This window comes from Streptomyces sp. NPDC127129, assembly GCF_042671585.1.
GTDB lineage: Bacteria > Actinomycetota > Actinomycetes > Streptomycetales > Streptomycetaceae > Streptomyces.
This window is the reverse complement of the sequence record NZ_JBHXTV010000006.1, coordinates 145,937-170,155: the sequence shown is the minus strand read 5'-3', so window position 1 is coordinate 170,155 and position 24,219 is coordinate 145,937. Positions and strand designations below refer to the sequence as shown.

The 24,219-nt window shown below is 69.5% G+C and carries 22 protein-coding genes and 2 tRNA genes; 8 read left to right on the top strand and 16 right to left on the bottom strand.

Going from position 1 to position 24,219, the window contains the following annotated elements; all coding sequences use genetic code 11:
* Positions 1 to 34: 34 nt before the first annotated feature.
* Positions 35 to 289 (top strand): cell division protein CrgA, encoded by a 255-nt coding sequence (gene crgA, locus ACFVGW_RS13775; protein ID WP_137988265.1) that lies wholly within the window; start codon positions 35 to 37, stop codon positions 287 to 289.
* 306 nt (positions 290 to 595) lie between these two features.
* On the opposite strand, the gene ACFVGW_RS13770 is transcribed toward crgA, so the two are convergent.
* Positions 596 to 1,462, bottom strand: a complete 867-nt coding sequence (locus ACFVGW_RS13770) for a rhomboid family intramembrane serine protease (protein ID WP_385852093.1) — start codon at positions 1,460 to 1,462, stop codon at positions 596 to 598.
* Positions 1,463 to 1,574: 112 nt separating this feature from the next.
* The gene (locus ACFVGW_RS13765) at positions 1,575 to 2,102 is read right to left on the bottom strand and encodes a peptidylprolyl isomerase (protein ID WP_383294553.1); all 528 of its coding nucleotides are present in this window, start codon (positions 2,100 to 2,102) and stop codon (positions 1,575 to 1,577) included.
* 168 nt (positions 2,103 to 2,270) lie between these two features.
* Here ACFVGW_RS13765 and ACFVGW_RS13760 point away from each other — a divergent pair, with 168 nt between their 5' ends.
* Positions 2,271 to 3,023, top strand: a complete 753-nt coding sequence (locus ACFVGW_RS13760; protein ID WP_385852092.1) for a DUF5324 family protein — start codon at positions 2,271 to 2,273, stop codon at positions 3,021 to 3,023.
* 56 nt (positions 3,024 to 3,079) lie between these two features.
* Here ACFVGW_RS13760 and ACFVGW_RS13755 read toward each other — a convergent pair whose 3' ends face one another.
* The 3 genes from ACFVGW_RS13755 to ACFVGW_RS13745 form a co-directional block, all read right to left on the bottom strand.
* Complete coding sequence (locus tag ACFVGW_RS13755) at positions 3,080 to 3,451, bottom strand: DUF6344 domain-containing protein (RefSeq protein ID WP_385852091.1); 372 nt, start codon at positions 3,449 to 3,451, stop codon at positions 3,080 to 3,082.
* A gap of 159 nt (positions 3,452 to 3,610) precedes the next feature.
* Positions 3,611 to 4,870, bottom strand: coding sequence for an MFS transporter (locus tag ACFVGW_RS13750; RefSeq protein WP_385852090.1), 1,260 nt, complete (start codon positions 4,868 to 4,870; stop codon positions 3,611 to 3,613).
* A 120-nt stretch (positions 4,871 to 4,990) separates the two neighbouring features.
* Positions 4,991 to 5,063, bottom strand: a tRNA-Ala gene (locus tag ACFVGW_RS13745).
* A 129-nt stretch (positions 5,064 to 5,192) separates the two neighbouring features.
* On the opposite strand from ACFVGW_RS13745, the gene ACFVGW_RS13740 reads away from it, so the two are divergent.
* On the top strand, positions 5,193 to 5,741 hold the full coding sequence (locus ACFVGW_RS13740; RefSeq protein WP_352187237.1) for a DNA-binding protein: 549 nt from the start codon (positions 5,193 to 5,195) through the stop codon (positions 5,739 to 5,741).
* 55 nt (positions 5,742 to 5,796) lie between these two features.
* The gene (locus ACFVGW_RS13735; RefSeq protein WP_385852089.1) at positions 5,797 to 7,101 is read left to right on the top strand and encodes a protein kinase; all 1,305 of its coding nucleotides are present in this window, start codon (positions 5,797 to 5,799) and stop codon (positions 7,099 to 7,101) included.
* A 66-nt stretch (positions 7,102 to 7,167) separates the two neighbouring features.
* Here the strand turns inward: ACFVGW_RS13735 and ACFVGW_RS13730 are convergent, their stop codons facing one another.
* From ACFVGW_RS13730 to dnaA, 11 genes are all read right to left on the bottom strand, one after another.
* On the bottom strand, positions 7,168 to 8,571 hold the full coding sequence (locus ACFVGW_RS13730; RefSeq protein ID WP_385852088.1) for a hypothetical protein: 1,404 nt from the start codon (positions 8,569 to 8,571) through the stop codon (positions 7,168 to 7,170).
* A gap of 362 nt (positions 8,572 to 8,933) precedes the next feature.
* On the bottom strand, positions 8,934 to 9,068 hold the full coding sequence (locus ACFVGW_RS13725; protein ID WP_003958712.1) for a DLW-39 family protein: 135 nt from the start codon (positions 9,066 to 9,068) through the stop codon (positions 8,934 to 8,936).
* A 144-nt stretch (positions 9,069 to 9,212) separates the two neighbouring features.
* Positions 9,213 to 9,286: transfer RNA gene (locus tag ACFVGW_RS13720), tRNA-Ile, on the bottom strand.
* 97 nt (positions 9,287 to 9,383) lie between these two features.
* Complete coding sequence (locus tag ACFVGW_RS13715; RefSeq protein WP_385852087.1) at positions 9,384 to 10,049, bottom strand: DUF3566 domain-containing protein; 666 nt, start codon at positions 10,047 to 10,049, stop codon at positions 9,384 to 9,386.
* A gap of 3 nt (positions 10,050 to 10,052) precedes the next feature.
* Complete coding sequence (gene gyrA, locus ACFVGW_RS13710; protein ID WP_385852086.1) at positions 10,053 to 12,659, bottom strand: DNA gyrase subunit A; 2,607 nt, start codon at positions 12,657 to 12,659, stop codon at positions 10,053 to 10,055.
* A 41-nt stretch (positions 12,660 to 12,700) separates the two neighbouring features.
* Positions 12,701 to 14,749 (bottom strand): DNA topoisomerase (ATP-hydrolyzing) subunit B, encoded by a 2,049-nt coding sequence (gene gyrB / locus ACFVGW_RS13705; RefSeq protein ID WP_383224312.1) that lies wholly within the window; start codon positions 14,747 to 14,749, stop codon positions 12,701 to 12,703.
* A gap of 411 nt (positions 14,750 to 15,160) precedes the next feature.
* Positions 15,161 to 15,721: a DUF721 domain-containing protein gene (locus tag ACFVGW_RS13700; RefSeq protein ID WP_385852085.1), complete on the bottom strand. Its 561-nt coding sequence runs from the start codon at positions 15,719 to 15,721 to the stop codon at positions 15,161 to 15,163.
* Between the two features lie 4 nt (positions 15,722 to 15,725).
* Entirely contained in the window at positions 15,726 to 16,847 is a 1,122-nt protein-coding gene (gene recF, locus ACFVGW_RS13695; protein ID WP_383224315.1) for a DNA replication/repair protein RecF, read from the bottom strand.
* Positions 16,848 to 16,903: 56 nt separating this feature from the next.
* The gene (gene gnd, locus ACFVGW_RS13690; RefSeq protein ID WP_352187229.1) at positions 16,904 to 17,782 is read right to left on the bottom strand and encodes a phosphogluconate dehydrogenase (NAD(+)-dependent, decarboxylating); all 879 of its coding nucleotides are present in this window, start codon (positions 17,780 to 17,782) and stop codon (positions 16,904 to 16,906) included.
* A 109-nt stretch (positions 17,783 to 17,891) separates the two neighbouring features.
* Complete coding sequence (dnaN, locus tag ACFVGW_RS13685) at positions 17,892 to 19,022, bottom strand: DNA polymerase III subunit beta (RefSeq protein WP_383166701.1); 1,131 nt, start codon at positions 19,020 to 19,022, stop codon at positions 17,892 to 17,894.
* An 829-nt stretch (positions 19,023 to 19,851) separates the two neighbouring features.
* Positions 19,852 to 21,669 (bottom strand): chromosomal replication initiator protein DnaA, encoded by a 1,818-nt coding sequence (gene dnaA, locus ACFVGW_RS13680; protein ID WP_385852084.1) that lies wholly within the window; start codon positions 21,667 to 21,669, stop codon positions 19,852 to 19,854.
* 384 nt (positions 21,670 to 22,053) lie between these two features.
* Here dnaA and rpmH point away from each other — a divergent pair, with 384 nt between their 5' ends.
* The 4 genes from rpmH to yidC are packed head-to-tail and all read left to right on the top strand — an operon-like array spanning position 22,054 to position 24,212.
* Positions 22,054 to 22,191 carry a 50S ribosomal protein L34 gene (gene rpmH, locus ACFVGW_RS13675; RefSeq protein WP_005482975.1) on the top strand — a complete coding sequence of 46 codons (138 nt, stop codon included), beginning with the start codon at positions 22,054 to 22,056 and terminating at the stop codon, positions 22,189 to 22,191.
* Positions 22,192 to 22,212: 21 nt separating this feature from the next.
* Positions 22,213 to 22,584 (top strand): ribonuclease P protein component, encoded by a 372-nt coding sequence (rnpA, locus tag ACFVGW_RS13670; RefSeq protein WP_352187226.1) that lies wholly within the window; start codon positions 22,213 to 22,215, stop codon positions 22,582 to 22,584.
* The gene (gene yidD / locus ACFVGW_RS13665; RefSeq protein WP_352187225.1) at positions 22,581 to 22,907 is read left to right on the top strand and encodes a membrane protein insertion efficiency factor YidD; all 327 of its coding nucleotides are present in this window, start codon (positions 22,581 to 22,583) and stop codon (positions 22,905 to 22,907) included. Before rnpA ends, yidD begins: the two co-directional genes overlap by 4 nt.
* A gap of 3 nt (positions 22,908 to 22,910) precedes the next feature.
* On the top strand, positions 22,911 to 24,212 hold the full coding sequence (gene yidC / locus ACFVGW_RS13660) for a membrane protein insertase YidC (RefSeq protein ID WP_385852083.1): 1,302 nt from the start codon (positions 22,911 to 22,913) through the stop codon (positions 24,210 to 24,212).
* Positions 24,213 to 24,219 lie beyond the last annotated feature (7 nt).

The window sequence follows — 24,219 nt, the reverse complement described above, 5'->3', positions numbered from 1 at the left end:
GCGGTCACGCAGCGCATCGACAGGAGAGTCCCTCGTGCCGAAGTCACGTATCCGCAAGAAGGCCGACTTCACGCCCCCGCCCGCCAAGCAGGCCACCAACATCAAGCTGACCAATCGCAGCTGGGTGGCACCGGTGATGCTGGCGCTGTTCCTGATCGGGCTCGTGTGGATCGTCGTCTTCTACGTCACCGACGGCACGCTGCCGGTGAAGTCCATCAACAACTGGAACATCGTGGTGGGCTTCGGCTTCATCGCGGCCGGGTTCGGCGTCTCCACACAGTGGAAGTAGCCGCCCTCGCGGTGGACGCGGCGGGCTCCCGGCGGGCCCGTCAAGCCTTGCCCTGAACTTATCCACAGCGTTGTGCACAGCACTGGATAACTTACGAAGATCTGTGGATAACCATCGCCCCGGTTGACGCCGGTGTGACTGCGGCACCCTGGCACAGATTCACCCGCGCCCCCTGCTCCTGCTGGAAAATCCCAGCTCAGGAGCGGGGGGCGCGGTCGTTCTCCACGACATGCACACAGCCCGCCACGCGCTGTGGATAACTCTGGGGAAAGCTTTGCGGAGAAGCTCGTCCACAGCCCTCTGCGCTCAGGTGAGCGATGCCGAGCGGGCGAGGATCATCCCCAGGTCGATCAGGAGCACCAGTCCACAGGCTCCGTACTGCACGAGGTTCCGCTGCGCGCGCGGCGCGTGCAGCAGGCCGTAGGCCACCAGGGCGCCGCCGACGAGGCCGCCGATGTGGGCCTCCCAGGAGATCCCGGGCCGGGTGAAGGTCAGCAGCAGCGACAGGGCGACGAAGAGGATCACCGGCCGCATGTCGTAGCGCCGGCGCCGGGTGAGCACGGCCCAGGCGCCGATCAGTCCGAAGACGACACCCGAGGCGCCGAGAGAGGGCTGGTTCGGTGCGGCCAGCAGATAGGCGAGTGCGGAACCGGAGAGTCCGGAGAGCAGGCAGAGCGTGGCGTAGCGGATCCTGCCGAGCTCGGGTTCGACGATGCCGCCGATGACCCACAGCCCCAGCATGTTGAAGAGGAAGTGCGGGATCTCCTGGTGGAGGAAGGCCGAGGTCAGCAGCCTGTACCACTCGCCGTCCGCGACACCCACGATCTCGCCGAGCGGGGGGCTGAAGGCGTACCCGATCAGCGACAGCTCGTCCACGAGCCGGTCGCCGGCGACCTGGACGGCGATGAAGAGGGCGAGGTTGATCGCGATGAGGATCTTGGTGACCAGACGGCCGTCCGATGCCACGCGGCCGCCGGCGAGCGTACGGGGCCGGTTGGCGTCGGGTGCGTGGCCCGTGCCGGAGCCGTTGCGCACGCAGTCCGGGCACTGGAAGCCGACGGACGCGGAGACCATGCACTGCGGGCAGATCGGCTTGTCGCACCGGGTGCAGCGGATGCCTGTCTCGACGTCCGGGTGGCGGTAACAGCGCGGCAGGCCGGACTGCGGCTCCATGGAGGTCCCTCCCGAGGAGATGGGGGCGGCGAGGCGGCGCCCCGCCTTTCCTGTACGGACGGGCGGGGCGGAAAGGTTCCCTGCGTGGGCGGGGTCCGCGGGCGACGACCGCTCAGCGGGTCTCGACGACGACCGACTCCAGGACCACGTCGTCGAGCGGCCGCTTGGTGTTCGGGTTGACCGGCGTGGCGGCGATCGCGTCGACGACCTTCTTGCTCGCCGCGCCGACGACCTCACCGAAGATCGTGTGCTTGCGGTTCAGCCACGTCGCGGCGCCGACCGTGATGAAGAACTGCGAGCCGTTCGTACCCGGCCCGGCGTTGGCCATGGCCAGCAGGTAGGGGCGGTCGAAGAAGAGCTCGGGGTGGAACTCGTCGGCGAACTCGTACCCCGGTCCGCCGGTGCCGTTCCCCAGCGGGTCGCCGCCCTGGATCATGAAGCCCTCGATGACCCGGTGGAAGACGGTGCCGTCGTACAGGCGGTCCGCGGCGACGTTGCCGGTGGCCGGATGCGTCCACTCCCGCTCGCCCTGGGCGAGTTCGGTGAAGTTCCTGACCGTCTTCGGGGCGTGGTTCGACAGCAGCCGAATCTCGATGTCGCCCTGGCTGGTCCTGAGAGTGGCGTAGAGCTGCTCGGCCACGGTCCGCCTTCCGTAAGTCTCCACTGACGCGCATCGCATCCTCGCACGGAAGCGTCGTGGCTATGCCCCGGATGCCAGCCCCGCATGCCGTACCGCGTTCCGGCAGGCATGATTTCGAAAAGGGTGGAAAGGCGAAATACCGACACCGCCACCGAGTAGGAGGATGCCGTGACCCGGATGGACAGCGTGCGCGCCGCGACCGATTCGGCCAAGGACAGCGTGCTGCACGCCGCGGAAGTGGTGGCGCCTTATGCCGACACGGCCAAGGAGCAGGCCGCTCAGTACGCCGGCACGGCCAAGGACCAGGCCGCGCGCTATGCGCACGAGGCACGCGTCCGGCTCGCGCCGAAGGTCTCACAGGCCGCTCAGCAGGCCCGCAAGCAAGCTCGTGTGCAGTACGACTGCCATGTCGCACCGCATGTACCGCCTCGGGTCGACGAGGCCGCGCATCGTGCCGCGGTCGTGACCCGCAAGGCCGCCCGTCAGGCGGCGGACTACACGGTTCCGCGTGTGGAACAAGCGGTCGCCGCCACCGGACCCGTTCTGGACGAGGCCGGTTCACGTTCGGTGGCCGCCTGGGCCGCGCTGCGCGGTCAGGTGACGCCGAGGGAGATCGAGAAGCTCGTGCGCAAGCACGAGCGTCGGGCCCGGGCCGGTCGTCTCGCCAAGGGACTCGTCGTCCTCGGCGTGGTGGCCACGGGTCTCTTCGTCGCATGGAGGTGGTGGGACAAGCAGGCCAACCCCGACTGGCTGGTCGAACCGCCCGCTCCTACCGAGGTCGATGAGTCCGTTCCGGAACCGTCGTCCCGTACGTCGCCGCTGTCGTCCGTCGACGGCAGTGGGGCTCTCGATCCCGAGGTGGAGGCCAAGGAGGCAGAAGCCGACATCGAGACGGATACGGATCGCGACGATCGTCGCTGACCGCGGGGTCCGTTCGGCGGGTGTGCGTGGGGAGCAGCGAACCGACTCCTCACGCCCTACGCCGCAGCGGCGAGCGCCCGGTCCGACAGCTCCGTCTGGTCCGCGAGAGCGGTCTCGGCCGGGGCGTCGGCGCGCAGGTGGCGTACCGAGGGCGAGGAGTTGTGGGCCTCTGCCCGGATGCGCTGCTTGATCGTGGGCGGCAGCGAGCGCTCGCGGACCGTGGGCCACTGATACGCCGACCTCTGTGCCGGTACGGCCGCGGTCGTGCGGACCCCGGTGGCGGAACCCGCGGTGCCGGGCTCCTCGGGCTGCTGGACGGCGGGAGCCTGCGCGGCGGCGGCGGTGGACGCCAGGCCGACGGAGGCGAGCAGGGCGAAGAGTACGGAGATGAAGGCGGTCCAGAACTGCTTGACCTTGGCGGTGGCCATGGCCCCTCACTTTCGTGACGCTACGTTCGTGATGTTCTCGGATGGTTCATTTCGGATTGCGCGCTTTTCGTACCTTCCTCATGATGGGGACGCGGATCCGGATTTCCCGGAGCTACGCCGCCACCGCGCAGTTCTTCCGATGAACACCACTCGTCCGGCTCAGTGGGCCGCGACGAGTTCCGTGGCGCCGTGGGTGACGGCTGCCCGGGCACGGGCGCGCTCGGCCCAGCGGACGGCGGGCCCGGTGACCACCCCGGTCAGCAGGAAGATCCCGCCGAGCAGCAGCCAGCCGGGCACGCCCCAGGTGACGAGGAGCGCGGTGACCAGCAGCGGGCCGAGGGTCCGGGCGACGGGGACGCCGGTCCCGTAGAAGCCCTGGTACTGGCCGATCCGGCCGGCGGGCGCGAGGGCGAAGCCGATCTGCCAGGACCCCGCCGAGTGGCGCATCTCGGCGACGACCTGGAGCGCGGCGCCGAGGGCGAGGACGGCGACGGTCGCCCAGAGGCCGAGACCCACGGCCGTCACCGCGAACACGGCGCACGAGGCGAGCATGACGGCGCCCGCGAGGCGCACCGCGCGCGTGGCCTCGGACAGACCGGTGACCTTGCGGGCCACCCGCACCTGGAAGAGCATCACGGCCCCGGTGTTGAGGACGAAGAGCGCCGAGACGATCCAGCCGGGCGCCGAGGTGCGCTGCACGATCCACAGCGGCAGGGCGAGGCTGAGCAGCGGGAGCCGCAGCAGCATGAGCGCGTTGAGGAGGGTGAGCAGCGCGTACGGGCGGTCGCGGAGCACCGCCAGACGCGGCTCGCCGGCGGAGACGACGGGGGCGGGCGCCACGGGCGGCAGCCCGCGCAGCACGAGCGCGCAGACGAGGAACCCGGCCGCGTCCAGCGCGAAGACGGACAGGTAGGCGGTACGGGTGCCGGCGTGGAGGGCGAGTCCGCCGAGCCCGGCGCCGACGGCGAGCCCGGCGTTGAGGGTGGACTGCAGCCTGGCCAGTACCTCCGTACGGGCCGAGGGCTCGACCAGTCCGGCGAGCAGCGCCTGGCGGGCGGCGGCGAGTCCGCTCTGGGCGGTGGCGTACACGGCGGCCGCGATCAGGAACGGCACGAAGGCCCGGATGAAGAGGAACGAGGCGACGGCCCCCGCCGTGGCCAGGGCGAGCAGGACGGCGGTGGAGCGCGGGCCGCGGCGGTCGGCGAGGTGCCCCAGCCAGACCCCGGCGACCGAGCCGACGGCCCAGGCGAGCGTGAGCCCGGTCCCGATGCGCGCGGCGGACAGACCGACGATCTGGCTGAAGTACAGGGCCGAGGTGACGTAGAAGGCGCCGTCGCCGATCGCGTTGCTCAGCTGGGCGAGGAGGAGCGCGCGGGGTGCACGGGAGGCCTGCGGCGCCGGGGAGGGGGCGTTCGTCATGGACACGACGCTATGAGCCGGTGGCCCCGCCTGACAGGTCCATTACCGGCCCCTGGGAGTGGGCCAATCGACGAAAGCCCCTCCGGACCGCGCTGACGCGGTTCGAAGGGGCTTGTCCGGTGGAGCCTAGGGGAGTCGAACCCCTGACATCTGCCATGCAAAGACAGCGCTCTACCAACTGAGCTAAGGCCCCGGAACGAGAACAGAGTACCGGGTCACCCCCTCTTTCCCGCAAAAGGATTGGGACTCCCGGTGGACGACCACGCTCCGTAAGATGCTGACCGGGGTTCGCAGTGGCGAACCCAAGGGATGGGGAGAAGCAATGGACGCAGTACAGCAGGAAGCCACGGCAAGAGCCCGCGAGCTTCAGCGCAGTTGGTACGGAGAGCCGCTGGGGGCGCTCTTCCGTCGGCTGATCGACGATCTCGGCCTCAATCAGGCCCGGCTCGCGGCTGTACTGGGCCTGTCCGCACCCATGCTCTCCCAGCTGATGAGCGGCCAGCGGGCCAAGATCGGCAACCCGGCCGTCGTCCAGCGTGTCCAGGCCCTGCAGGAGCTCGCCGGTCTGGTCGCCGACGGCAGCGTCAGCGCGGCCGAGGCCACCGACCGGATGGACGAGATCAAGAAGTCCCAGGGCGGCTCCGTCCTCACCGGCACCAGCCAGACCACCACCAGCTCCGGCGCGCCGACCGTGCGCCGCGTGGTCCGCGAGATCCAGTCGCTGCTGCGCTCCGTCGCGGCGGCGGGCGACATCATCGATGCCGCCGACTCTCTCGCCCCTGCCCACCCGGAGCTGGCAGAGTTCCTCCGGGTGTACGGCGCCGGGCGCACCGCCGACGCGGTCGCGCACTACGAGTCGCACCAGAACTGAGGCAGAGCAGCCGGTCCGGTTGGACGGACCCGGAACGGGGAGCGGGCGCAGCGCAATGGGTGAGGTCTTCGCTGGTCGGTACGAGCTGATCGACCCGATCGGACGCGGTGGGGTCGGCGCAGTCTGGCGCGCCTGGGACCACCGGCGCCGTCGGTACGTGGCGGCCAAGGTGCTTCAGCAGAGCGATGCCCACACGCTGCTCCGCTTCGTCCGGGAGCAGGCCCTCCGGATCGATCATCCCCATGTCCTCGCGCCGGCCAGCTGGGCCGCCGACGACGACAAGGTGCTGTTCACCATGGATCTGGTGGCCGGCGGGTCTCTGGCGCACGTCATCGGCGACTACGGGCCGCTGCCGCCGCGCTTCGTCTGCACGCTGCTGGACCAGCTGCTCGCCGGACTGGCCGCGGTGCACGCTGAGGGGGTCGTGCACCGCGACATCAAGCCGGCGAACATCCTGCTCGACGTCACCGGAACCGGGCGGCCGCATCTGCGGCTCTCCGATTTCGGCATCTCGATGCGCAAGGGCGAGCCCCGCCTCACGGAGACCAACTACGTGGTGGGGACGCCCGGTTACTTCGCGCCCGAGCAGATGCTGGGCGCGGAGCCGGACTTCCCGGCCGACCTCTTCGCGGTCGGCCTGGTCGCGCTCTATCTGCTCCAGGGCCAGAAGCCGGACTCCCGCGCCCTGATCGAGTACTTCATGACGCACGGGACGCCGGGAGCCCCGGAGGGGATCCCCGAGCCGCTGTGGCAGGTCCTCGCGGGTCTGCTCCAGCCCGATCCGCAGGCCCGCTTCAAGACGGCCACCGGCGTCCGGAAGGCGCTGACCTCGGCGGTCGAGATGCTGCCCGAGCCCCGCCCGGACGAGGAATCGGTCGAGGTCTTCGACCAGATCGGCCCGCTGCCCGCCGGATTCGGACCCAACGGCCCCGTGGCCCCCGAGCCCCCGGCCCCGGCCACCCCCGCACACGTACCCGTACAGCCGCAGGACCAGGCCCGTCAGCAGGCGCCGGAAACACCCCGGCAGCAGCCGAGCCCCTCCGAGACGGGCAGCTTCCATCTGCCCCCTCCGCCCCCGCAGCCGGTCGCCGTCCCCACGCAGCCCCCGGTCCCCGTATCCGCGCACACGGCCTCCCCCCATCCCGCCACCGCGCCGGACTTCGCCCAGGCCTCGACGGCCGCGGTCTTCCACCAGCCTTCTACTCGTCAATACACCGCTCAGGCCGGTCAGGTTCCCGCCCAGGTGACACCGTCCACCCCGGCGAAGCGGCCGGGACCGCCCCCGAAGGTGGCGATCCCGGTGCTGTTCGTCGCGCTGGTCTGCTTCGCCGTCGGCATCTGGGCGCTGACCCAGACCTGAGCCCGGCCCAGGCCCGAGGCCGTCGCACAGAGGCGACGAACCCCCGCCGGCCCCCTGCCGGGCCCGCTACCAGGCCGTCGGCGGGCCGAACTGCGGCGGACCTCCCTGCGAACCGTCCGGACCGCCCGGACCGCCCTGCGCACCGCCCCGTGCGGCGTCCCGGGCGGCCCTGCGCCGCCCGGCGAGCGTCCACACACCGAGCCCGGCGACCAGCACGGTTCCGGCGCCGATCCCGGCCGCTGCGACCAGGGCCATGCTGTCGCTCTTCTCCGCCTGCGGCCCGCTCGCGCCGCTGGCGGCGGCCTCCCGGTCGTCGGCGGTCACCTTGAACGGCCCGGAGTCCCCGTCGTACGCGGGGCCCGCCTTCGCCGTGCCGGTGACGCTCACCCTCAGGGACAGCGGCACCGGCTTGTCCCCGTAGGCCTTGGCGACTTCCGGGCTGAGCGTCGCCGACAGGTAGTACCAGCCCGCGAACCGAAGGGCGTTGGTGTAGCTGTCGGACGAGTACCGGTTCTCGAAGGCGACCGGCCGGTGCGGGTCGAGGGCCAGCGTCGCCGGCTTGCCGTCGTAGCTGACCGTGTCCTGGTCGACGTGGCCGCGCGCCGGGTTGTCGAGCGAGAGCGCCAGCGCGTTGCCGATGTACTCGGTGGCGCCGGTGGCGCTGCTGCCCAGCTCGGCGGTGGCGTAGATCTGCTGCCCCCAGTCGACGGGCACCCGGTAGAACAGCGTCTCCCCGGGCTTGATGTCCGCGCGCCACTCGCCCTGCTTCAGCGAGACGGCGTCGTGGAACCCCGCGCCTCCCTGCCGCTTCTGCGGGCCGCCGGCGGGCGGCGGGGGCGAGGCGGAGGGCCAGTTCTCGGGCAGTTCGGTGGGGCCGGTCCGCTTCACGCCGGGCTCGGTGACGTAGCGGATCTCCAGCTCCCAGTCGTCGGGCGTGGAGACCGCCTTCGAGGTCCGCTCGACCAGCACGTAGTAGGCACCGGCCTGCTGGCAGGTGGAGCTGTCGGCCTCGATGGTGCGGTGGGCGTAGGCGGTGATGGGCCGGGTGAACTCGGCGGATCCGAAGGAGGAGTCCTGGTAGCCGCACTGCGCGGCGGAGCCGTCCTGGAGGCTGACCTTGATGCCGTCGCCGTACTCCGGCTTGCCGCCGGCCTTCGGCACGGCGACCACCGACACGTACGCGTTCTGCTTGTCGTCGAGGTCGACCCGGTAGTAGACCTTGCCGTCCTTCTTGATGCTGTCCCGGTAACTCTGCCCGGCCTTCAGCTGCCGGGCGTCCAGGCTGGTGGCGGCGCCCTTGATCGGTACGGCCCCGCCGTCGAAGCCGTACGAGCCCCCGCCGGCGGCCCACGCCGTCCCCGGCAGCGCCGCCGCCGTGAGCACCGCCGTCGCGACGAGCGCCCCGGCCGTCCGCCTCGCCCCCTGTCGCGCCGTCTCCACGCGCTGCGTCCTCACGCGCTGCGTCCTCACGCGCCTCTCCTCGTGTCCGTCGCTGTCCCGCCCCGTACCCGCCTCACGAGGAACACCGCCCTCGCGATCAGTACGACGGTCCCGCCGCCCGCCAGGGCGGCCCCGGTGACGGTCCATCCTGCCCCGCCCGTCCCTCCGCTGTCTGCGCTCACCGAGACTTCGCCCCGCTTGTCCCGAGTCCGACGCCGTTCCCCCGGCCTGTGCCACGACCTCGCAGCTTGACCGCGATCACTCAACTTTGCCCTCGCAACCTAATGGTTTGCTGGAGTGAACTCAAGAGGCGAGGCGTCACGGTCCTGAAACAGCGCGAAGCCCCGGCCGCGCGAACGCGGCCGGGGCTTCGCCCTCAGACTGTCTGCGACTCAGACACCCGAACCTGCGGGCACGGAGTCGGTCGCCTCCGTCCACAGATCCTGCTCGGCGCGATCCGCCTGGATCTGGCGGTACACGAGGAGCCCGCCGATGGCGGCCAGTGCGACCAGGAGAAGCTTCTTCACCGCGCGACCTCGTCTTTCGTTGACGTAGGAGACTTCTGACGCCCACTCTACACACCGACCGATACCGATCGGTGACCTAGGCCGGGCCCGTCGCGCGAAAAGCAATCGGCCCGAACGGGTGAACCGTCCGGGCCGATCGAAATGTGGGGCTAACAGGATTTGAACCTGTGGCCTCATCCTTATCAGGGATGCGCTCTAACCAACTGAGCTATAGCCCCGCCGCGCTCTGCGGTGTGTGTCCCGCGCGCTGACTCCTGAAGATTAGCGCACGTGGGGGCCAGTCCCAAAATCGGTTCCCCGGCCCCCGTCCCGGCGCTACTCGTCCTCGGCGAGCGTCAGCTCCACACCGCCCACGAAACCGGCCGACAGGTTGTAGATGAACGCGCCCAGCGTCGCCAGAGCGGTCATCAGGACCACGTCGATCACGGCGATCACCGAGGTGAACATCAGCACCCTCGGCAGCGACAGGAACGACTGCAGATCGAAGCCGTTGGACTCGTTCGAGCCCGTCGCCTCGCTGATCGTGCCGCCGACGGTCGAGAAGACGCCCATGGCGTCCATGACCATCCACAGCACCGAGGCCGCCACGACCGTGCAGACGCCCAGCGCGATGGAGAGCAGGAAGCTCACCTTCATCACCGACCACGGGTCGGCCTTGGCCACCCGCAGCCGCGCCTTGCGCGTACGGGGCGTGGTGCGGGCCCCCGTACGCGGGCGGCGCACCGCGCCGGTGTTCTGACCGCCGGCGTCCGGCGCCTGAGCGCCGTACGCCTGCGGCGGGTGGTACGGCCCGCCCTGCTGCTGCGCGCCGGCGCGCTCGCCGGGCAGCGGCCCGTTGTACGTCTCGTACGAGGGCCCCTGCCCTCGGGTGTCCGTCACCGCAACCCCCTGGGAGTCCGTGGCGGAGCCACGGGCACCGTTCGCTCCGGCACCAGCAGAAGCTCCGGCAGCCGCCGAACCTGCGCCCGTGGCTCCACTCACGCTCTACTCCTCGTGCTCCCCGGCCGAGGGCTCGGTGCCCTCGGCTGCCTCGACCGCGGTCGCGGCCTCGACGCCTTCGCCGATCTCGGCGCCGGCCGCGTCGACCTCTTCGGCCTCGCTGCCCGCCTCGGCGTTCCGCGCGATACCCACGACGGCATCCCGCTTCCCCAGGTTGATCAGCTGGACGCCCATGGTGTCACGGCCGGTCTCCCTGACTTCGTTGACTCGCGTGCGAATCACACCGCCGGACAGCGTGATGGCGAGGATCTCATCCGTCTCCTCGACCACCAGCGCGCCCACGAGCGAACCACGGTCCTCCACGATCTTGGCGGCCTTGATACCGAGGCCACCGCGACCCTGGACGCGGTACTCGTCGACGTTGGTCCGCTTCGCGTACCCACCGTCGGTGGCGGTGAAGACGAACGTACCGGGCCGGACGACATTCATCGAGAGCAGTTCGTCGCCCTCGCGGAAACTCATGCCCTTCACACCCGACGTGGCCCGTCCCATCGGACGCAGCGCGTCGTCCGTCGCGGTGAACCGGATCGACTGCGCCTTCTTGCTGATGAGCAGCAGGTCGTCCTCCGCGGAGACCAGCTCGGCGCCGATCAGCTCGTCGTCGCTGCCGTCCTCCGCCTCGCGGAGGTTGATCGCGATGACACCGCCCGAACGCGGCGAGTCGTAGTCCTTCAGCGCGGTCTTCTTCACCAGACCGGCCTTCGTGGCGAGCACCAGGTACGGCGCTGCCTCGTAGTCGCGGATCGCCAGGATCTCGGCGATCTGCTCGTCCGGCTGGAAGGCCAGCAGGTTGGCGACGTGCTGGCCGCGGGCGTCCCGGCCGGCGTCCGGAAGCTCGTACGCCTTCGCGCGGTAGACCCGGCCCTTGTTGGTGAAGAACAGCAGCCAGTGGTGGGTCGTGGAGACGAAGAAGTGGTCGACGATGTCGTCCTGCTTCAGCTTCGTCCCGCGCACGCCCTTGCCACCGCGCTTCTGCGAGCGGTAGTCCTCGGTCTTCGTCCGCTTCACATAGCCGCCACGCGTGATGGTGACGACGATGTCCTCCTCGGCGATCAGGTCCTCGATGGACATGTCACCGTCGAAGGGCACCAGCTTGGAGCGGCGGTCGTCGCCGAACTTCTCGACAAGCAGCGCCAGTTCCTCGCTGACGATCTGCCGCTGACGCTCCTCGGAGGCGAGGATCGCGTTGTACTCGTTGATCTTCGCCTGGAGCTCGTCGTGCTCGGCGACGATCTTCTGGCGCTCCAGGGCGGCAAGCCGGCGCAGCTGCATCTCGAGGATGGCGTTGGCCTGGATCTCGTCGATCTGCAGCAGGCCCATCAGGCCCTCGCGCGCGACCTCGACCGTGTCGCTGCGCCGGATGAGCGCGATGACCTCGTCGATCGCGTCCAGCGCCTTGAGCAGACCGCGCAGGATGTGGGCGCGCTCCTCGGCCTTGCGCAGCCGGAAGCGGGTCCGGCGCACGATGACCTCGATCTGGTGCGTCACCCAGTGGCGGATGAACGCGTCCAGGGAGAGCGTGCGCGGCACGCCGTCGACGAGCGCCAGCATGTTCGCGCCGAAGTTCGTCTGCAGGTCGGTGTGCTTGTACAGGTTGTTGAGGACGACCTTGGCGACGGCGTCGCGCTTGAGCACGATGACGAGGCGCTGGCCGGTGCGGGACGAGGTCTCGTCGCGGACGTCGGCGATGCCGCCGATCTTGCCGTCCTTCACCAGGTCGGCGATCTTCTGCGCGAGGTTGTCCGGGTTGGTCTGGTACGGCAGCTCCGTGACGACCAGGCACTGGCGGTTCTGGATCTCCTCGACCTCGACGACCGCGCGCATCGTGATCGAGCCACGGCCGGTGCGGTACGCCTCCTCGATGCCCTTGCGGCCCACGACCAGCGCGCCGGTCGGGAAGTCCGGGCCCTTGATCCGCTCGATGAGCGCGTCGAGCAGCTCCTCGTGGGTGGCCTCCGGGTGCTCCAGCGCCCACTGGGCACCGGCCGCGACCTCGCGCAGGTTGTGCGGCGGGATGTTGGTCGCCATGCCGACCGCGATTCCGGCCGAGCCGTTGACCAGCAGGTTCGGGAAGCGCGCCGGCAGGACCGTCGGCTCCTGGTTACGGCCGTCGTAGTTGTCCTGGAAGTCGACGGTCTCCTCGTCGATGTCCCGGAGCATCTCCATGGCCAGCGGCATCATCTTGCACTCGGTGTACCGCATGGCGGCGGCCGGGTCGTTGCCCGGGGAACCGAAGTTGCCGTTGGAGTCCACCAGCGGCAGCCGCATCGACCACGGCTGGGCGAGGCGGACGAGCGCGTCGTAGATGGAGGAGTCGCCGTGCGGGTGGTACGTACCCATGACGTCGCCGACGACGCGGGCGCACTTGTAGAAGCCCTTCTCGGGCCGGTAGCCGCCGTCGTACATCGCGTACAGCACGCGCCGGTGGACGGGCTTGAGGCCGTCCCGGACGTCGGGCAGCGCACGCGACACGATGACGGACATCGCGTAGTCGAGGTACGAGCGCTGCATCTCGGTCTCGAGCCCGACGGGCTCGATCCGCAGCACCGGCTCTTCTTCTTCAGTGGTCACAGGGGGGTTCTCGTCGGCCATTGCTGGTCGTCAGTCCTTTCGTACGGTCAGCTGAGACCGACTCAGATGTCGAGGAAGCGAACGTCCTTGGCGTTGCGCTGGATGAACGAACGCCGGGCCTCGACGTCCTCACCCATCAGCACCGAGAACAGGTCGTCCGCCTGGGCCGCGTCGTCCAGCGTCACCTGGCCGAGGACACGGTGGTCCACGTCCATCGTGGTGACACGCAGCTCCTCGGCGTTCATCTCGCCCAGACCCTTGAAGCGCTGGATCGAGTCTTCCCTGATCCGCTTGCCGTTCCGCTTGCCCAGCTCGACCAGCGCGTCGCGCTCACGGTCCGAGTACGCGTACTCGAAGTCGTCCCGGCCCCACTTGATCTTGTAGAGCGGGGGACGGGAGAGGTAGACGTGCCCGGCCTCGACCAGCGGACGCATGAAGCGGAAGAGGAAGGTCAGCAGCAGGGTGTTGATGTGCTGACCGTCGACGTCGGCGTCCGCCATCAGAATGATCTTGTGATAGCGGAGCTTCTCGATGTCGAAGTCCTCGTGGACTCCGGTGCCGAAGGCCGAGATCAGCGCCTGGACCTCGGTGTTCTGCAGGATCTTGTCGATCCGCGCCTTCTCGACGTTCAGGATCTTGCCGCGGATCGGCAGGATGGCCTGGTACATCGGGTTACGGCCGGACTTGGCCGAGCCGCCGGCGGAGTCACCCTCGACGATGAAGATCTCGCACTTGGTGGGGTCGTTCGACTGGCAGTCGCTCAGCTTGCCCGGGAGGGAGGCCGACTCCAGCAGGCCCTTGCGGCGGGTCAGGTCGCGCGCCTTGCGGGCCGCCACGCGCGCGGTGGCCGCCTGGATCGACTTGCGGATGATGTCCGCGGCCTCGACCGGGTTGCGGTCGAACCAGTCGTTGAGGTGCTCGTGGACGATCTTCTGGACGAAGGTCTTGGCCTCCGTGTTGCCCAGCTTCGTCTTCGTCTGGCCCTCGAACTGCGGCTCGCCCAGCTTGACCGAGATGATCGCCGTCAGACCCTCGCGGATGTCCTCACCCGTGAGGTTGTCGTCCTTCTCGCGCAGCAGCTTCTTGTCCCGCGCGTAGCGGTTCACCAGACCCGTCAGCGCGGCCCGGAAGCCCTCCTCGTGCGTACCGCCCTCGTGCGTGTGGATCGTGTTCGCGAAGGAGTACACACCCTCGCTGTACTGCGAGTTCCACTGCATCGCGATCTCGACCGAGAGCGTGCGCTCCTTGTCCTCGGCCTCGACGTCGATGACGGTCGGGTGGATCAGCTCGCCCTTGCGCGAGTTGAGGTATTTCACGAAGTCGACGATGCCGCCCTCGTAGTGGTACTTCACCGTGCGCGCGGTGGGCTCGGCGGCCGCCTCGGCGTCCGGGTCGTCGGCGCCGACGGTCGCCTTCGCGGACTCGCGCTCGTCGGTGAGGGCGATGGTGAGGCCCTTGTTGAGGAAGGCCATCTCCTGGAAGCGGCGCGAGAGCGTCTCGAAGGAGTACTCGACCGTCTCGAAGATGTCCGGGTCGGACCAGAACGTGACCGAGGTGCCGGTCTCGTCGGTCTCCTCGTGCTGCGCGAGGGGCGCGGTCGGGACGCCCATCTTGTAGTCCTGCGTCCAGCGGTGGCCGTCGGTCTTGATCTCCACCGAGACCTTGGTGGAGAGGGCGTTGACGACGGAGACGCCGACGCCGTGCAGACCACCGGAGACCGCGTAGCCGCCGCCGCCGAACTTGCCGCCCGCGTGCAGGACCGTCAGCACGACCTCGACGGCCGGCTTGCCCTCGGAGGGGACGATGCCGACGGGGATACCGCGGCCGTTGTCGACGACGCGGACGCCGCCGTCGGCCAGGATCGTCACGTCGATGGTGTCCGCGTGCCCGGCCAGGGCCTCGTCGACGGAGTTGTCCACGACCTCCTGCACCATGTGGTGCAGGCCGCGCTCACCGGTCGAGCCGATGTACATGCCGGGTCGCTTGCGGACCGCGTCCAGACCCTCGAGGACGGTGATCGCGCTGGCGTCGTACGACGCAGCGTTGGCGGACGGAATGTTCTCGTTGGGGTTGCCGGAATCGGCCACGAAGCGCCCTTTCTGGCACAGCACAGGCCGTTCTCCGGGCATACGGGAGCGGCTGCGTCGTTCGACTTGTTCCGCGGGGTGGCGGGATTGTCTACCAGTCTACCGGTAGCGCTGACACGAATGGGGGTTTGCCGGTACCTGAGTCCGCATGTGCCGCCCTGGGCGGGAGCGAGACGACTCCCCATATCCGGGGAGGGGCTCCAGAAGCCCCTGACGGCCACCCAGCGCTTCGAGTCGTAGCGGGGCGTGGGCATGCGTCCGCCGACGGCGCATCACGCTGTGGGCAATCGTTCCGCCGGGCTGGGGGTCCCCCCGGACGGAGTCCGGGGGGAGGGTGGGCACAACGGGTCGGGACCGGCGCCCGACGCACAGGACCGGCGCCCTCCGGCAGGCCCGCACCCCAGGGACCCCGTGCGCACCCCGCCGCCCGGCGCCCTAGCCGTACGTGTCTCCCGGCCCCACCGACCCCGGCGCCCGCAACGGCCCGTACCCCTTGCGCGGCGCCCCCGGCCCCAGGACCTTGATCACCCGCACCGTCCCGTGCCCCAGGTCCTCGTTCAGCCGCGCCACCAGCCGCGGGGCCAGCAGCCGCAGCTGCGTCGCCCACGCCGTCGAGTCGCACTGCACGGTGAGCACCCGCTCCCCGGGGTCTTCGTCGTACTTCAGCGGAACACAGTGCTTCGCCAGGTCCTCGCCCACGATCTGCGGCCAGCGGCCCATGACCCCGCCCACCGCCGCGGGTGTCTCCCAGCCGCGCTCGGTGATGAGCCGGTTGATCGCGGCGCCCAGGCCGATCGGGTCCCGCCCGTCGGCGTGCGCGCCCGAGCGCAGCCCGCCGCCCCGGCGCGCCTGCTTCTTCTGCTGGGCCGCCGCGCCCCGCGCCTTCGCCTGCTCCTTGGCGGCGCGCAGCGCCACCCGGGCGAGGTCCACGCCGGAGGGCTCGGGCGTCTTGGGGGCGGGACCTCCCTGGCCGGCGGCGGTCTCGTTCTCGCTCACGCCCTCACAGCCTCTCCACCGAACCCCCGGCGACCCCGTACCGGACCCCCGCGAGGACCCCCGGCACGTCGTCGTCCACCGCCGCCGTCACCAGCACCTGCTCGCCCGGCGCCACCAGCTCCGCGAGCCGCTCCCGGCGCCGGGCGTCCAGCTCGGCGAAGACGTCGTCGAGGACGAGCACCGGCTCGTTGCCCTCCGCCCGCAGCAGGTCGTACGAGGCGAGCCGCAGCGCCAGCGCGTACGACCAGGACTCCCCGTGGCTCGCGTACCCCTTGGCCGGCAGGTCGCCCAGCTTGAGCACCAGCTCGTCGCGGTGCGGGCCGACGAGCGTGACCCCCCGCTCGATCTCCTGCTTGCGCACCTCCGCGAGCGCGGCGATCAGCTGCTCGTACAGCTCCTCCCGCGTGTGCCCGGGGCCCGGCGCGGACGGCCGGTACTCCAGCAGGATCGGTCCGCCGCCGGGCGCCAGCTGCTCGTAGGCCTTGTCGGCCAGCGGCTGCAGCACACCGATCAGATCCAGCCGCTGCGCGAGCAGCTCGGCGCCCGCCCTCGCCAGATGCTGGTCCCAGACGTCGAGCGTCGACAGGTCCATGCCCCGGCCGCCGTGCCGCCGTGCCATGGCCGCGGACTTCAGCAGGGTGTTGCGCTGCTTGAGGACCCGCTCGTAGTCGGAGCGCACGCCCGCCATGCGCGGCGCGCGCGCCGTGATCAGGTCGTCGAGGAAGCGCCGGCGCTCGCCGGGGTCGCCCTTGACCAGGGCCAGGTCCTCCGGAGCGAACAGCACGGTCCGTACGATCCCCAGCACGTCACGGGGTCTGACCTGCGAGGACCTGTTGATACGGGCACGGTTCGCCCGGCCCGGGTTCAGTTCGAGCTCGACCAGCTGGGAGCGCTCGCCCTGGGTGACGGCGGCCCGGATGATCGCCCGCTCCGCCCCCATCCGTACGAGCGGGGCGTCCGAGGCGACGCGATGGCTGCCGAGGGTGGCGAGATAGCCGACGGCCTCGACCAGATTGGTCTTGCCCTGGCCGTTGGCGCCCACGAAAGCGGTGACGCCCGGGTCGAGCGGGACCTCGACCCGGGCGTAGGAGCGAAAGTCGGCCAGCGACAGATGCGTGACGTGCATGGTGTGCGCCGACCTTCCCCCGGCTGCTGTGCACCGGGAGGTGCACAGCCTGTGGACTACTTCTTGGACTCGACCGCGTGGCCACCGAACTGGTTGCGCAGCGCGGCGATCATCTTCATCTGCGGGGAGTCGTCCTGACGCGAGGCGAACCGCGCGAACAGCGACGCGGTGATCGCCGGCAGCGGCACCGCGTTGTCGATGGCGGCCTCCACGGTCCAGCGGCCCTCGCCGGAGTCCTGTGCGTAACCGCGGAGCTGGTCCAGGTGCTCGTCCTCGTCCAGCGCGTTGACCGCGAGGTCGAGCAGCCAGGAACGGATGACCGTGCCCTCCTGCCAGGAGCGGAAGACCTCGCGCACGTCGGTGACGGAGTCGACCTTCTCCAGGAGCTCCCAGCCCTCGGCGTACGCCTGCATCATCGCGTACTCGATGCCGTTGTGGACCATCTTCGCGAAGTGGCCCGCGCCGACCTTGCCCGCGTGGACCGAGCCGAACTCGCCCTCGGGCTTGAGCGCGTCGAAGACCGGCTGGACCCGCGCCACGTGCTCGGCGTCGCCGCCGTACATCAGCGCGTAGCCGTTCTCCAGGCCCCACACACCGCCGGAGACACCGCAGTCGACGAACCCGATGCCCTTGGCGGCGAGCTCCTCGGCGTGCTTCTCGTCGTCGGTCCAGCGGGAGTTCCCACCGTCCACCACGATGTCGCCGGGGGAGAGCAGGTTCGCCAGCTCGTCGATGGTGGACTGGGTCGCGGCACCGGCCGGGACCATGACCCACACGACCCGCGGACCCTTCAACTTGCCCACAAGCTCTTCCAGGCTGTGGACATCTGCGAGGTCCGGATTGCGGTCGTATCCGATGACGGTGTGGCCTGCGCGGCGGATGCGCTCACGCATGTTGCCGCCCATCTTGCCGAGACCGACGAGACCGAGCTCCATCAGAGATTCCTTAAGCGTCGTGTGCGGTGTACCCGGGTCCGAGCCTACGCCCGGACCCCTGTGCACACCTGTGGGGTCAGCCGCTCAGTCGACGGCCACCCGAGCACACTCAGCCGCTGAGACGCACCGGCATGATCAGGTACTTGTAGGCCTCGTCGGCCTCCGCGTCGACGGCCGGCTTGCCGCTCAGGAGCGCGGGCTTGGTCGACGTCGTGAAGGAGAGCTGGGCGACCGGGGAGTCGATCGCGCTCAGGCCGTCCAGCAGGAAGGTCGGGTTGAAGGCGATCGAGATGTCGTCGCCGTCCAGCTGCGCGTCCACACGCTCCACAGCCTGTGCGTCGTCGCTGGAGCCGGCCTCCAGGATCAGCACGCCCTGCTCGAAGCTGAGCCGGACCGGGGTGTTGCGCTCGGCCACCAGGGCCACACGCTTGACGGCCTCGACGAACGGCGCGGTCTCGATCACCGCGATCGAGTTGAACTCGGTGGGGAAGAGCGTCCGGTACTTCGGCAGGTCGCCTTCGAGCAGCCGGGTGGTGGTGCGGCGGCCGGCGCCCTCGAAGCCGATCAGGCCCTCGCCCTTGCCGGAGCCCGAGAGCGCGAGGGTGACGGTGTCACCGCTGGTGAGCGCCTTGGCGGTGTCCAGGAGGGTCTTCGCGGGCACCAGGGCGACCGCGGAGGCGTCGGGGGCCTCGGGCTTCCACAGGAACTCGCGGACCGCGAAGCGGTAGCGGTCGGTGGAGGCCAGGGTGACCGTGTCGCCCTCGATCTCGATGCGCACACCGGTGAGCACCGGCAGCGTGTCGTCACGGCCGGCGGCGATGGCGACCTGGGCGGCGGCGGAGGCGAAGACCTCACCGGGCACGGTGCCGGTCGCGGTGGGCATCTCCGGGAGCGCCGGGTACTCCTCCACAGGCAGGGTGTGGAGGGTGAAGCGGGAGGAGCCGCAGACCACGGTCGCCCGTACACCGTCTGTGGAAATCTCCACGGGGCGGTTGGGGAGAGCACGGCAGATGTCGGCGAGCAGTCGGCCGGAGACCAGGACGGTGCCGTCCTCCTCGATCTCCGCCTCGACGGAGACACGGGCCGAGACCTCGTAGTCGAAGCTCGAGAAGCTCAGCGCGCCGTCTTCGGCCTTCAGCAGAAGGCCCGCGAGCACGGGGGCCGGCGGACGGGCCGGGAGGCTGCGGGCCACCCAGGCCACCGCCTCGGCAAGTACGTCGCGCTCCACCCGGATCTTCACCGGAACCGCCTCCTGCTTGTTGCTGGCTCTTCGTCGACTGCGGGAACCAGTCTGACGTACGCCGCCGACACTCGGTGCGGCTCGGGGTCAAGTCGCGACAAGAGGTCGGGGAGGCTCCGGCGTCGAGTTGTGCACAGGTCCCACTTCGAAGCGGATTCCGGGCTAACTCTAGGTGGGAGTAGTAGTAGGGCCTGTGGAAACCGTGGATAACGCCGTATGCGCAGGTCAACCCCGGTTTTTTGTCCACTGCCCCTGTGGGTGGAACCGGTGGACAACAGGGGTTCTCTGTGGACACCCAAAAGTTCTGCACACCCGGTACACAGGCCACGGGGACTTCTCCCCAACGCTGTCCCCAGCTTTACCCGCGTTCCCCACAGCCCAACCGTCCTCCTTGGTGTGACGGCTTTCACTCGACGCGGTGACCCTGGGCGTTTCGTTGCCGAACAGTGGACAGGGGTGTGGAGAACGTGTGGGCAACGGAGCCATCCCTGTGGGTTGCCAGTGGACAACCAACCGGACCCCCTGTGGACGAAAGATTCGTCCACAACCTGTGGATCAAGGTTGCCAACAAATCCACACCCTTCTGACCTGGGATCTTGATCCCCCGTCCACCCAGCCTGTGGAGAGGATCCGGATAACTCCGCAGTCCCCACCCTGTGGACGGAAGATCATCCCGCAATCTGTGGAGAACGCGCCACCACCGCGGAGAAATCGAACAGCCCGGGCCGTGCACAGACGTGTGGACCACGCCGGAGACCCCCTCCGGGCACGCAGAAGGGCGCTCCGGGAGGTGTCCCGGAGCGCCCCTGGAAGGTGCGGAGCGGCTCTCTCAGCCGTTCTTGATGCGGTTGGTGAGCTCGGTGACCTGGTTGTAGATGGAGCGTCGCTCCGCCATCAGCGCCCGGATCTTGCGGTCCGCGTGCATCACGGTCGTATGGTCGCGGCCGCCGAACTGCGCGCCGATCTTCGGCAGCGACAGATCGGTGAGCTCACGGCACAGGTACATGGCGATCTGCCGGGCCGTCACCAGGACGCGGCTGCGGGAGGATCCGCAGAGGTCCTCCACCGTCAGACCGAAGTAGTCCGCCGTGGCCGCCATGATGGCCGGCGCGGTGATCTCCGGCGAGGAGTCCTCGCCGCCGGGGATCAGGTCCTTGAGGACGATCTCCGTCAGCCCCAGGTCCACCGGCTGCCGGTTGAGGCTCGCGAAGGCCGTCACACGGATCAGCGCGCCCTCCAGCTCACGGATGTTCCGCGAGATGCGGGAGGCGATGAACTCCAGTACCTCCGGCGGGGCGTTGAGCTGCTCCTGCACCGCCTTCTTGCGGAGGATCGCGATGCGCGTCTCCAGCTCGGGCGGCTGCACATCGGTGGTCAGGCCCCACTCGAAGCGGTTGCGGAGCCGGTCCTCCAGGGTCATCAGCTGCTTGGGCGGCCGGTCCGAGGAGAGAACGATCTGCTTGTTCGCGTTGTGGAGCGTGTTGAAGGTGTGGAAGAACTCCTCCTGCGTCGACTCCTTGCTCGCGAGGAACTGGATGTCGTCGACCAGCAGGATGTCCACATCGCGGTAGCGCTTGCGGAAGGTGTCGCCCTTGCCGTCGCGGATCGAGTTGATGAACTCGTTGGTGAACTCCTCGGAGCTCACGTACCGCACACGCGTGCCGGGGTACAGGCTGCGCGCGTAGTGCCCGATCGCGTGGAGCAGGTGGGTCTTGCCGAGGCCCGACTCCCCGTAGATGAAGAGCGGGTTGTACGCCTTCGCCGGCGCTTCGGCCACCGCGACGGCGGCGGCGTGCGCGAACCGGTTCGAGGAACCGATGACGAAGGTGTCGAAGAGGTACTTGGGGTTCAGGCGCGCGTGCTGCTCGCCCGGTGCGCCGGATCCGGAACCCTGCCCGGAGGCCGCGCCGGTGTTTCCTCCGCCATGACCCGGCACGGGGCCACCGTGGCCTCCCGGGCCGCCGTGTCCGCCGTGACCTCCCGGGCCGCCGGGGCGCGGACCGGCACCGGGGCGCGGCGGGTCGGGCAGCTCGGCCCGCTCCGGCCGCTGGGGCTGGTCGTAGGCGGACGGCCGCTCGTCGTAGCGGGGCTGCTGGGGCTGCTGGGGGCGCGGACCGGTGTACGGGTCGCGTTCCTGGAAGGACCCGAGGCGCGGCTGCTGCCAGCCGAGGTCCTCCTGGCTGCGCGGCCAGGAGCCCGGCTCGGGGCGCTGCTGCTGGTAGTCCGGGTAGGCGGGGCGCGCGGTGGGCAGGCCGTCGTCCGGCAGGGGCCGGTGACCGTAGCCGTCGTACTTCTCGTACGTGTCCGCCGGCGGCCGCTCGTCGTAGCGGGGCGGCTGCTGCTGGACCGGGGGCGCGAGCGGGGTCGGCTCGCCGACGGAGTCGTCGACGGTGATCGCGATCCGGATCGGGCGGCCGCACTCATGGCTGAGGGTCTCGCTGATGAGCGGGGCGAGGCGTCCCTCGAGGACGCGCTTGCCCCATTCGTTCGGTACGGCGAGGAGTGCGGTGTCGGCCACGAGTGCGAGAGGCTGGCAGCGCTCGATCCACTGCTTGTCCTTGGGCTCGATGCCCTGCTGGCCTTCTCCGAGGAGCTGCTCGAGCACGCGTGGCCACACTGCGGCAAGATCGGCAGGTACGTCAGCCACAGGGCACGCTTCCTCGTTGGTCCCACGAACGTGTGGTTCTCGGGACGGTGGGTCGATGTCCGTCAGGACAGGTAAGGACAGAACGGAAAAAAGATTGAGAAGAGTCCAGCCACGGTAGTCGCGGCGGATGACCTGGTTCAAGTTGTTGTCCACAGCCTGTGCACAATGGACCCTGGTGATCGGTCGGTTTGACCGGATGGCGTAGCCGCGCGTACCGTAACCAGGTCGAGTTGTCGATGGCTGCTGCCGCCTGCCTCCGATGGGCAAAGATCACGGTCTGTGATCGTGAAGCGGTGCACTCGGGCGTATTGCGAGCTACTCGTGGGCGCACGGTGACAGCCAGGCGATGTCCCGCCATCTACGAATCATTTCTGGAGCCCCCGAGTGAGCAAGCGCACCTTCCAGCCGAACAACCGTCGTCGCGCGAAGACCCACGGCTTCCGCCTGCGCATGCGTACGCGTGCCGGCCGCGCCATCCTGGCGAACCGCCGTTCCAAGGGTCGCGCGAGCCTGTCCGCCTGATCCGCTTAAACAGGTCATGACGTGCTGCCTACCGAGAATCGGCTGAGGCGGCGCGAGGACTTCGCAACCGCGGTACGCCGAGGGCGCCGGGCCGGTCGCCCGCTCCTCGTCGTCCACCTACGCAGCGGTGCAACGGACCCGCACGCGCCTGGGGAGAGCGCTCCCCCGACGCGTGCGGGTTTCGTCGTGAGCAAGGCCGTGGGCGGTGCCGTCGTACGCAACCACGTGAAGCGACGCCTGCGCCATCTCGTCCGCGAACGACTGTCCGAGCTGCCCCCCGGTAGCCTGGTGGTCGTACGGGCGTTGCCCGGAGCCGGTGACGCCGATCACGCACAGCTGGCCCGAGACCTCGACGCCGCGCTTCAGCGGCTCCTGGGAGGGGGCGCGCGATGAAGTACCCGCTGCTGGCTCTCATCAAGCTGTACCAGTGGACGATCAGCCCCCTTCTGGGGCCCGTCTGCCGGTACTACCCGTCGTGTTCCCACTATGGATTCACGGCCATCGACCGGCATGGCGCGATCAAGGGCACTGCCCTGACCGCCTGGCGCATTCTGCGGTGCAATCCGTGGTCGCCCGGCGGCGTGGACCACGTACCCCCGCGCAAGCGTCCTCGCTGGCATGAACTGCTGCGGAACGCACTGCGTGGCGACAAGGGCGGGTCCCCCGCCGAGACGAGCCCGGCCGCAGAGACTTCGCCCAATGCTCAAGGAGCCTGATTAGTGGACACGATTGCCAATTTTTTCAGCTTCATCACCACACCTGTCTCATGGGTGATCGTCCAGTTCCACAAGCTGTACGGGGCGATCTTCGGCCCTGACACGGGCTGGGCCTGGGGCCTGTCGATCGTGTCCCTCGTGGTGCTGATCCGTATCTGCCTGATCCCGCTCTTCGTGAAGCAGATCAAGTCGACGCGGAACATGCAGGCGCTCCAGCCGAAGATGAAGGCGATCCAGGAGCGCTACAAGAGCGACAAGCAGCGTCAGTCCGAAGAGATGATGAAGCTGTACAAGGAGACGGGCACCAACCCGCTCTCCTCGTGCCTGCCCATCCTGGCGCAGTCGCCGTTCTTCTTCGCCCTGTACGCCGTGCTCTCGCACATCGCCGAGGGCAAGACGATCGGTGTCATCAACCAGTCGCTGCTGGACAGCGCCCGGCAGGCGCACATCTTCGGCGCTCCGCTGGCGTCCACCTTCACGGACAGCGCCGCCGAGGTCGCCGCTCTCGACGCGTCGCTGACCTCGGTCCGCATCGTCACGGCGGTCATGATCGTCCTGATGTCGGCCTCGCAGTTCTACACGCAGCGCCAGCTGATGATGAAGAACGTCGACCTCTCGGTGAAGACCCCGTACATGCAGCAGCAGAAGATGCTCATGTACATCTTCCCGCTGATCTTCGCCGTCATGGGCATCAACTTCCCCGTCGGTGTCCTCGTCTACTGGCTGACCACCAACGTGTGGACCATGGGCCAGCAGATGTACGTGATCAGCCAGAACCCCACCCCGGGCAGCAAGGCCCAGGACGCCTACCTCCAGCGACTGCTGAAGAGCGTCGGGGCGCATGGTGAGGTCCGCGGCCGTCGCCGGAAGAACGTGGTCAAGGCGATCGTGGCCAAGGGCAGCGACCGCAACGAGAACGAGCGCCGCTTCTTCGCGGGTCTGGCCAAGTCCGGCTTCGCCGCGCAGGCCGACGGCACCGTGATCAAGGGCGACGCCGTCGCCGCCGAGGCCGAGGGCGGTGCCGCGGCCAAGCGTCAGCAGCCCAAGCGCCAGACCAAGGCACAGCGTCAGGCCGCGGCGCAGCACGCCCCGGCCAAGGGTGCCGAGGAGACCGCCGACTCCGGCGATGTCGCCGAGGAGCCCACCACCTCGCTGGAGAAGAAGCCGCAGGGCACGGCCGAGGACTCGGCGCAGGGCGACAAGCCCGCGCGGCCGAGCCGGGCCAACTCCGGTGGCTCTCGCCAGGGCAAGTCCGGTCAGCGCAAGGGCCAGCAGCGCCCGAAGCACCCGTCGTCCAAGAAGTAGAAGGAGA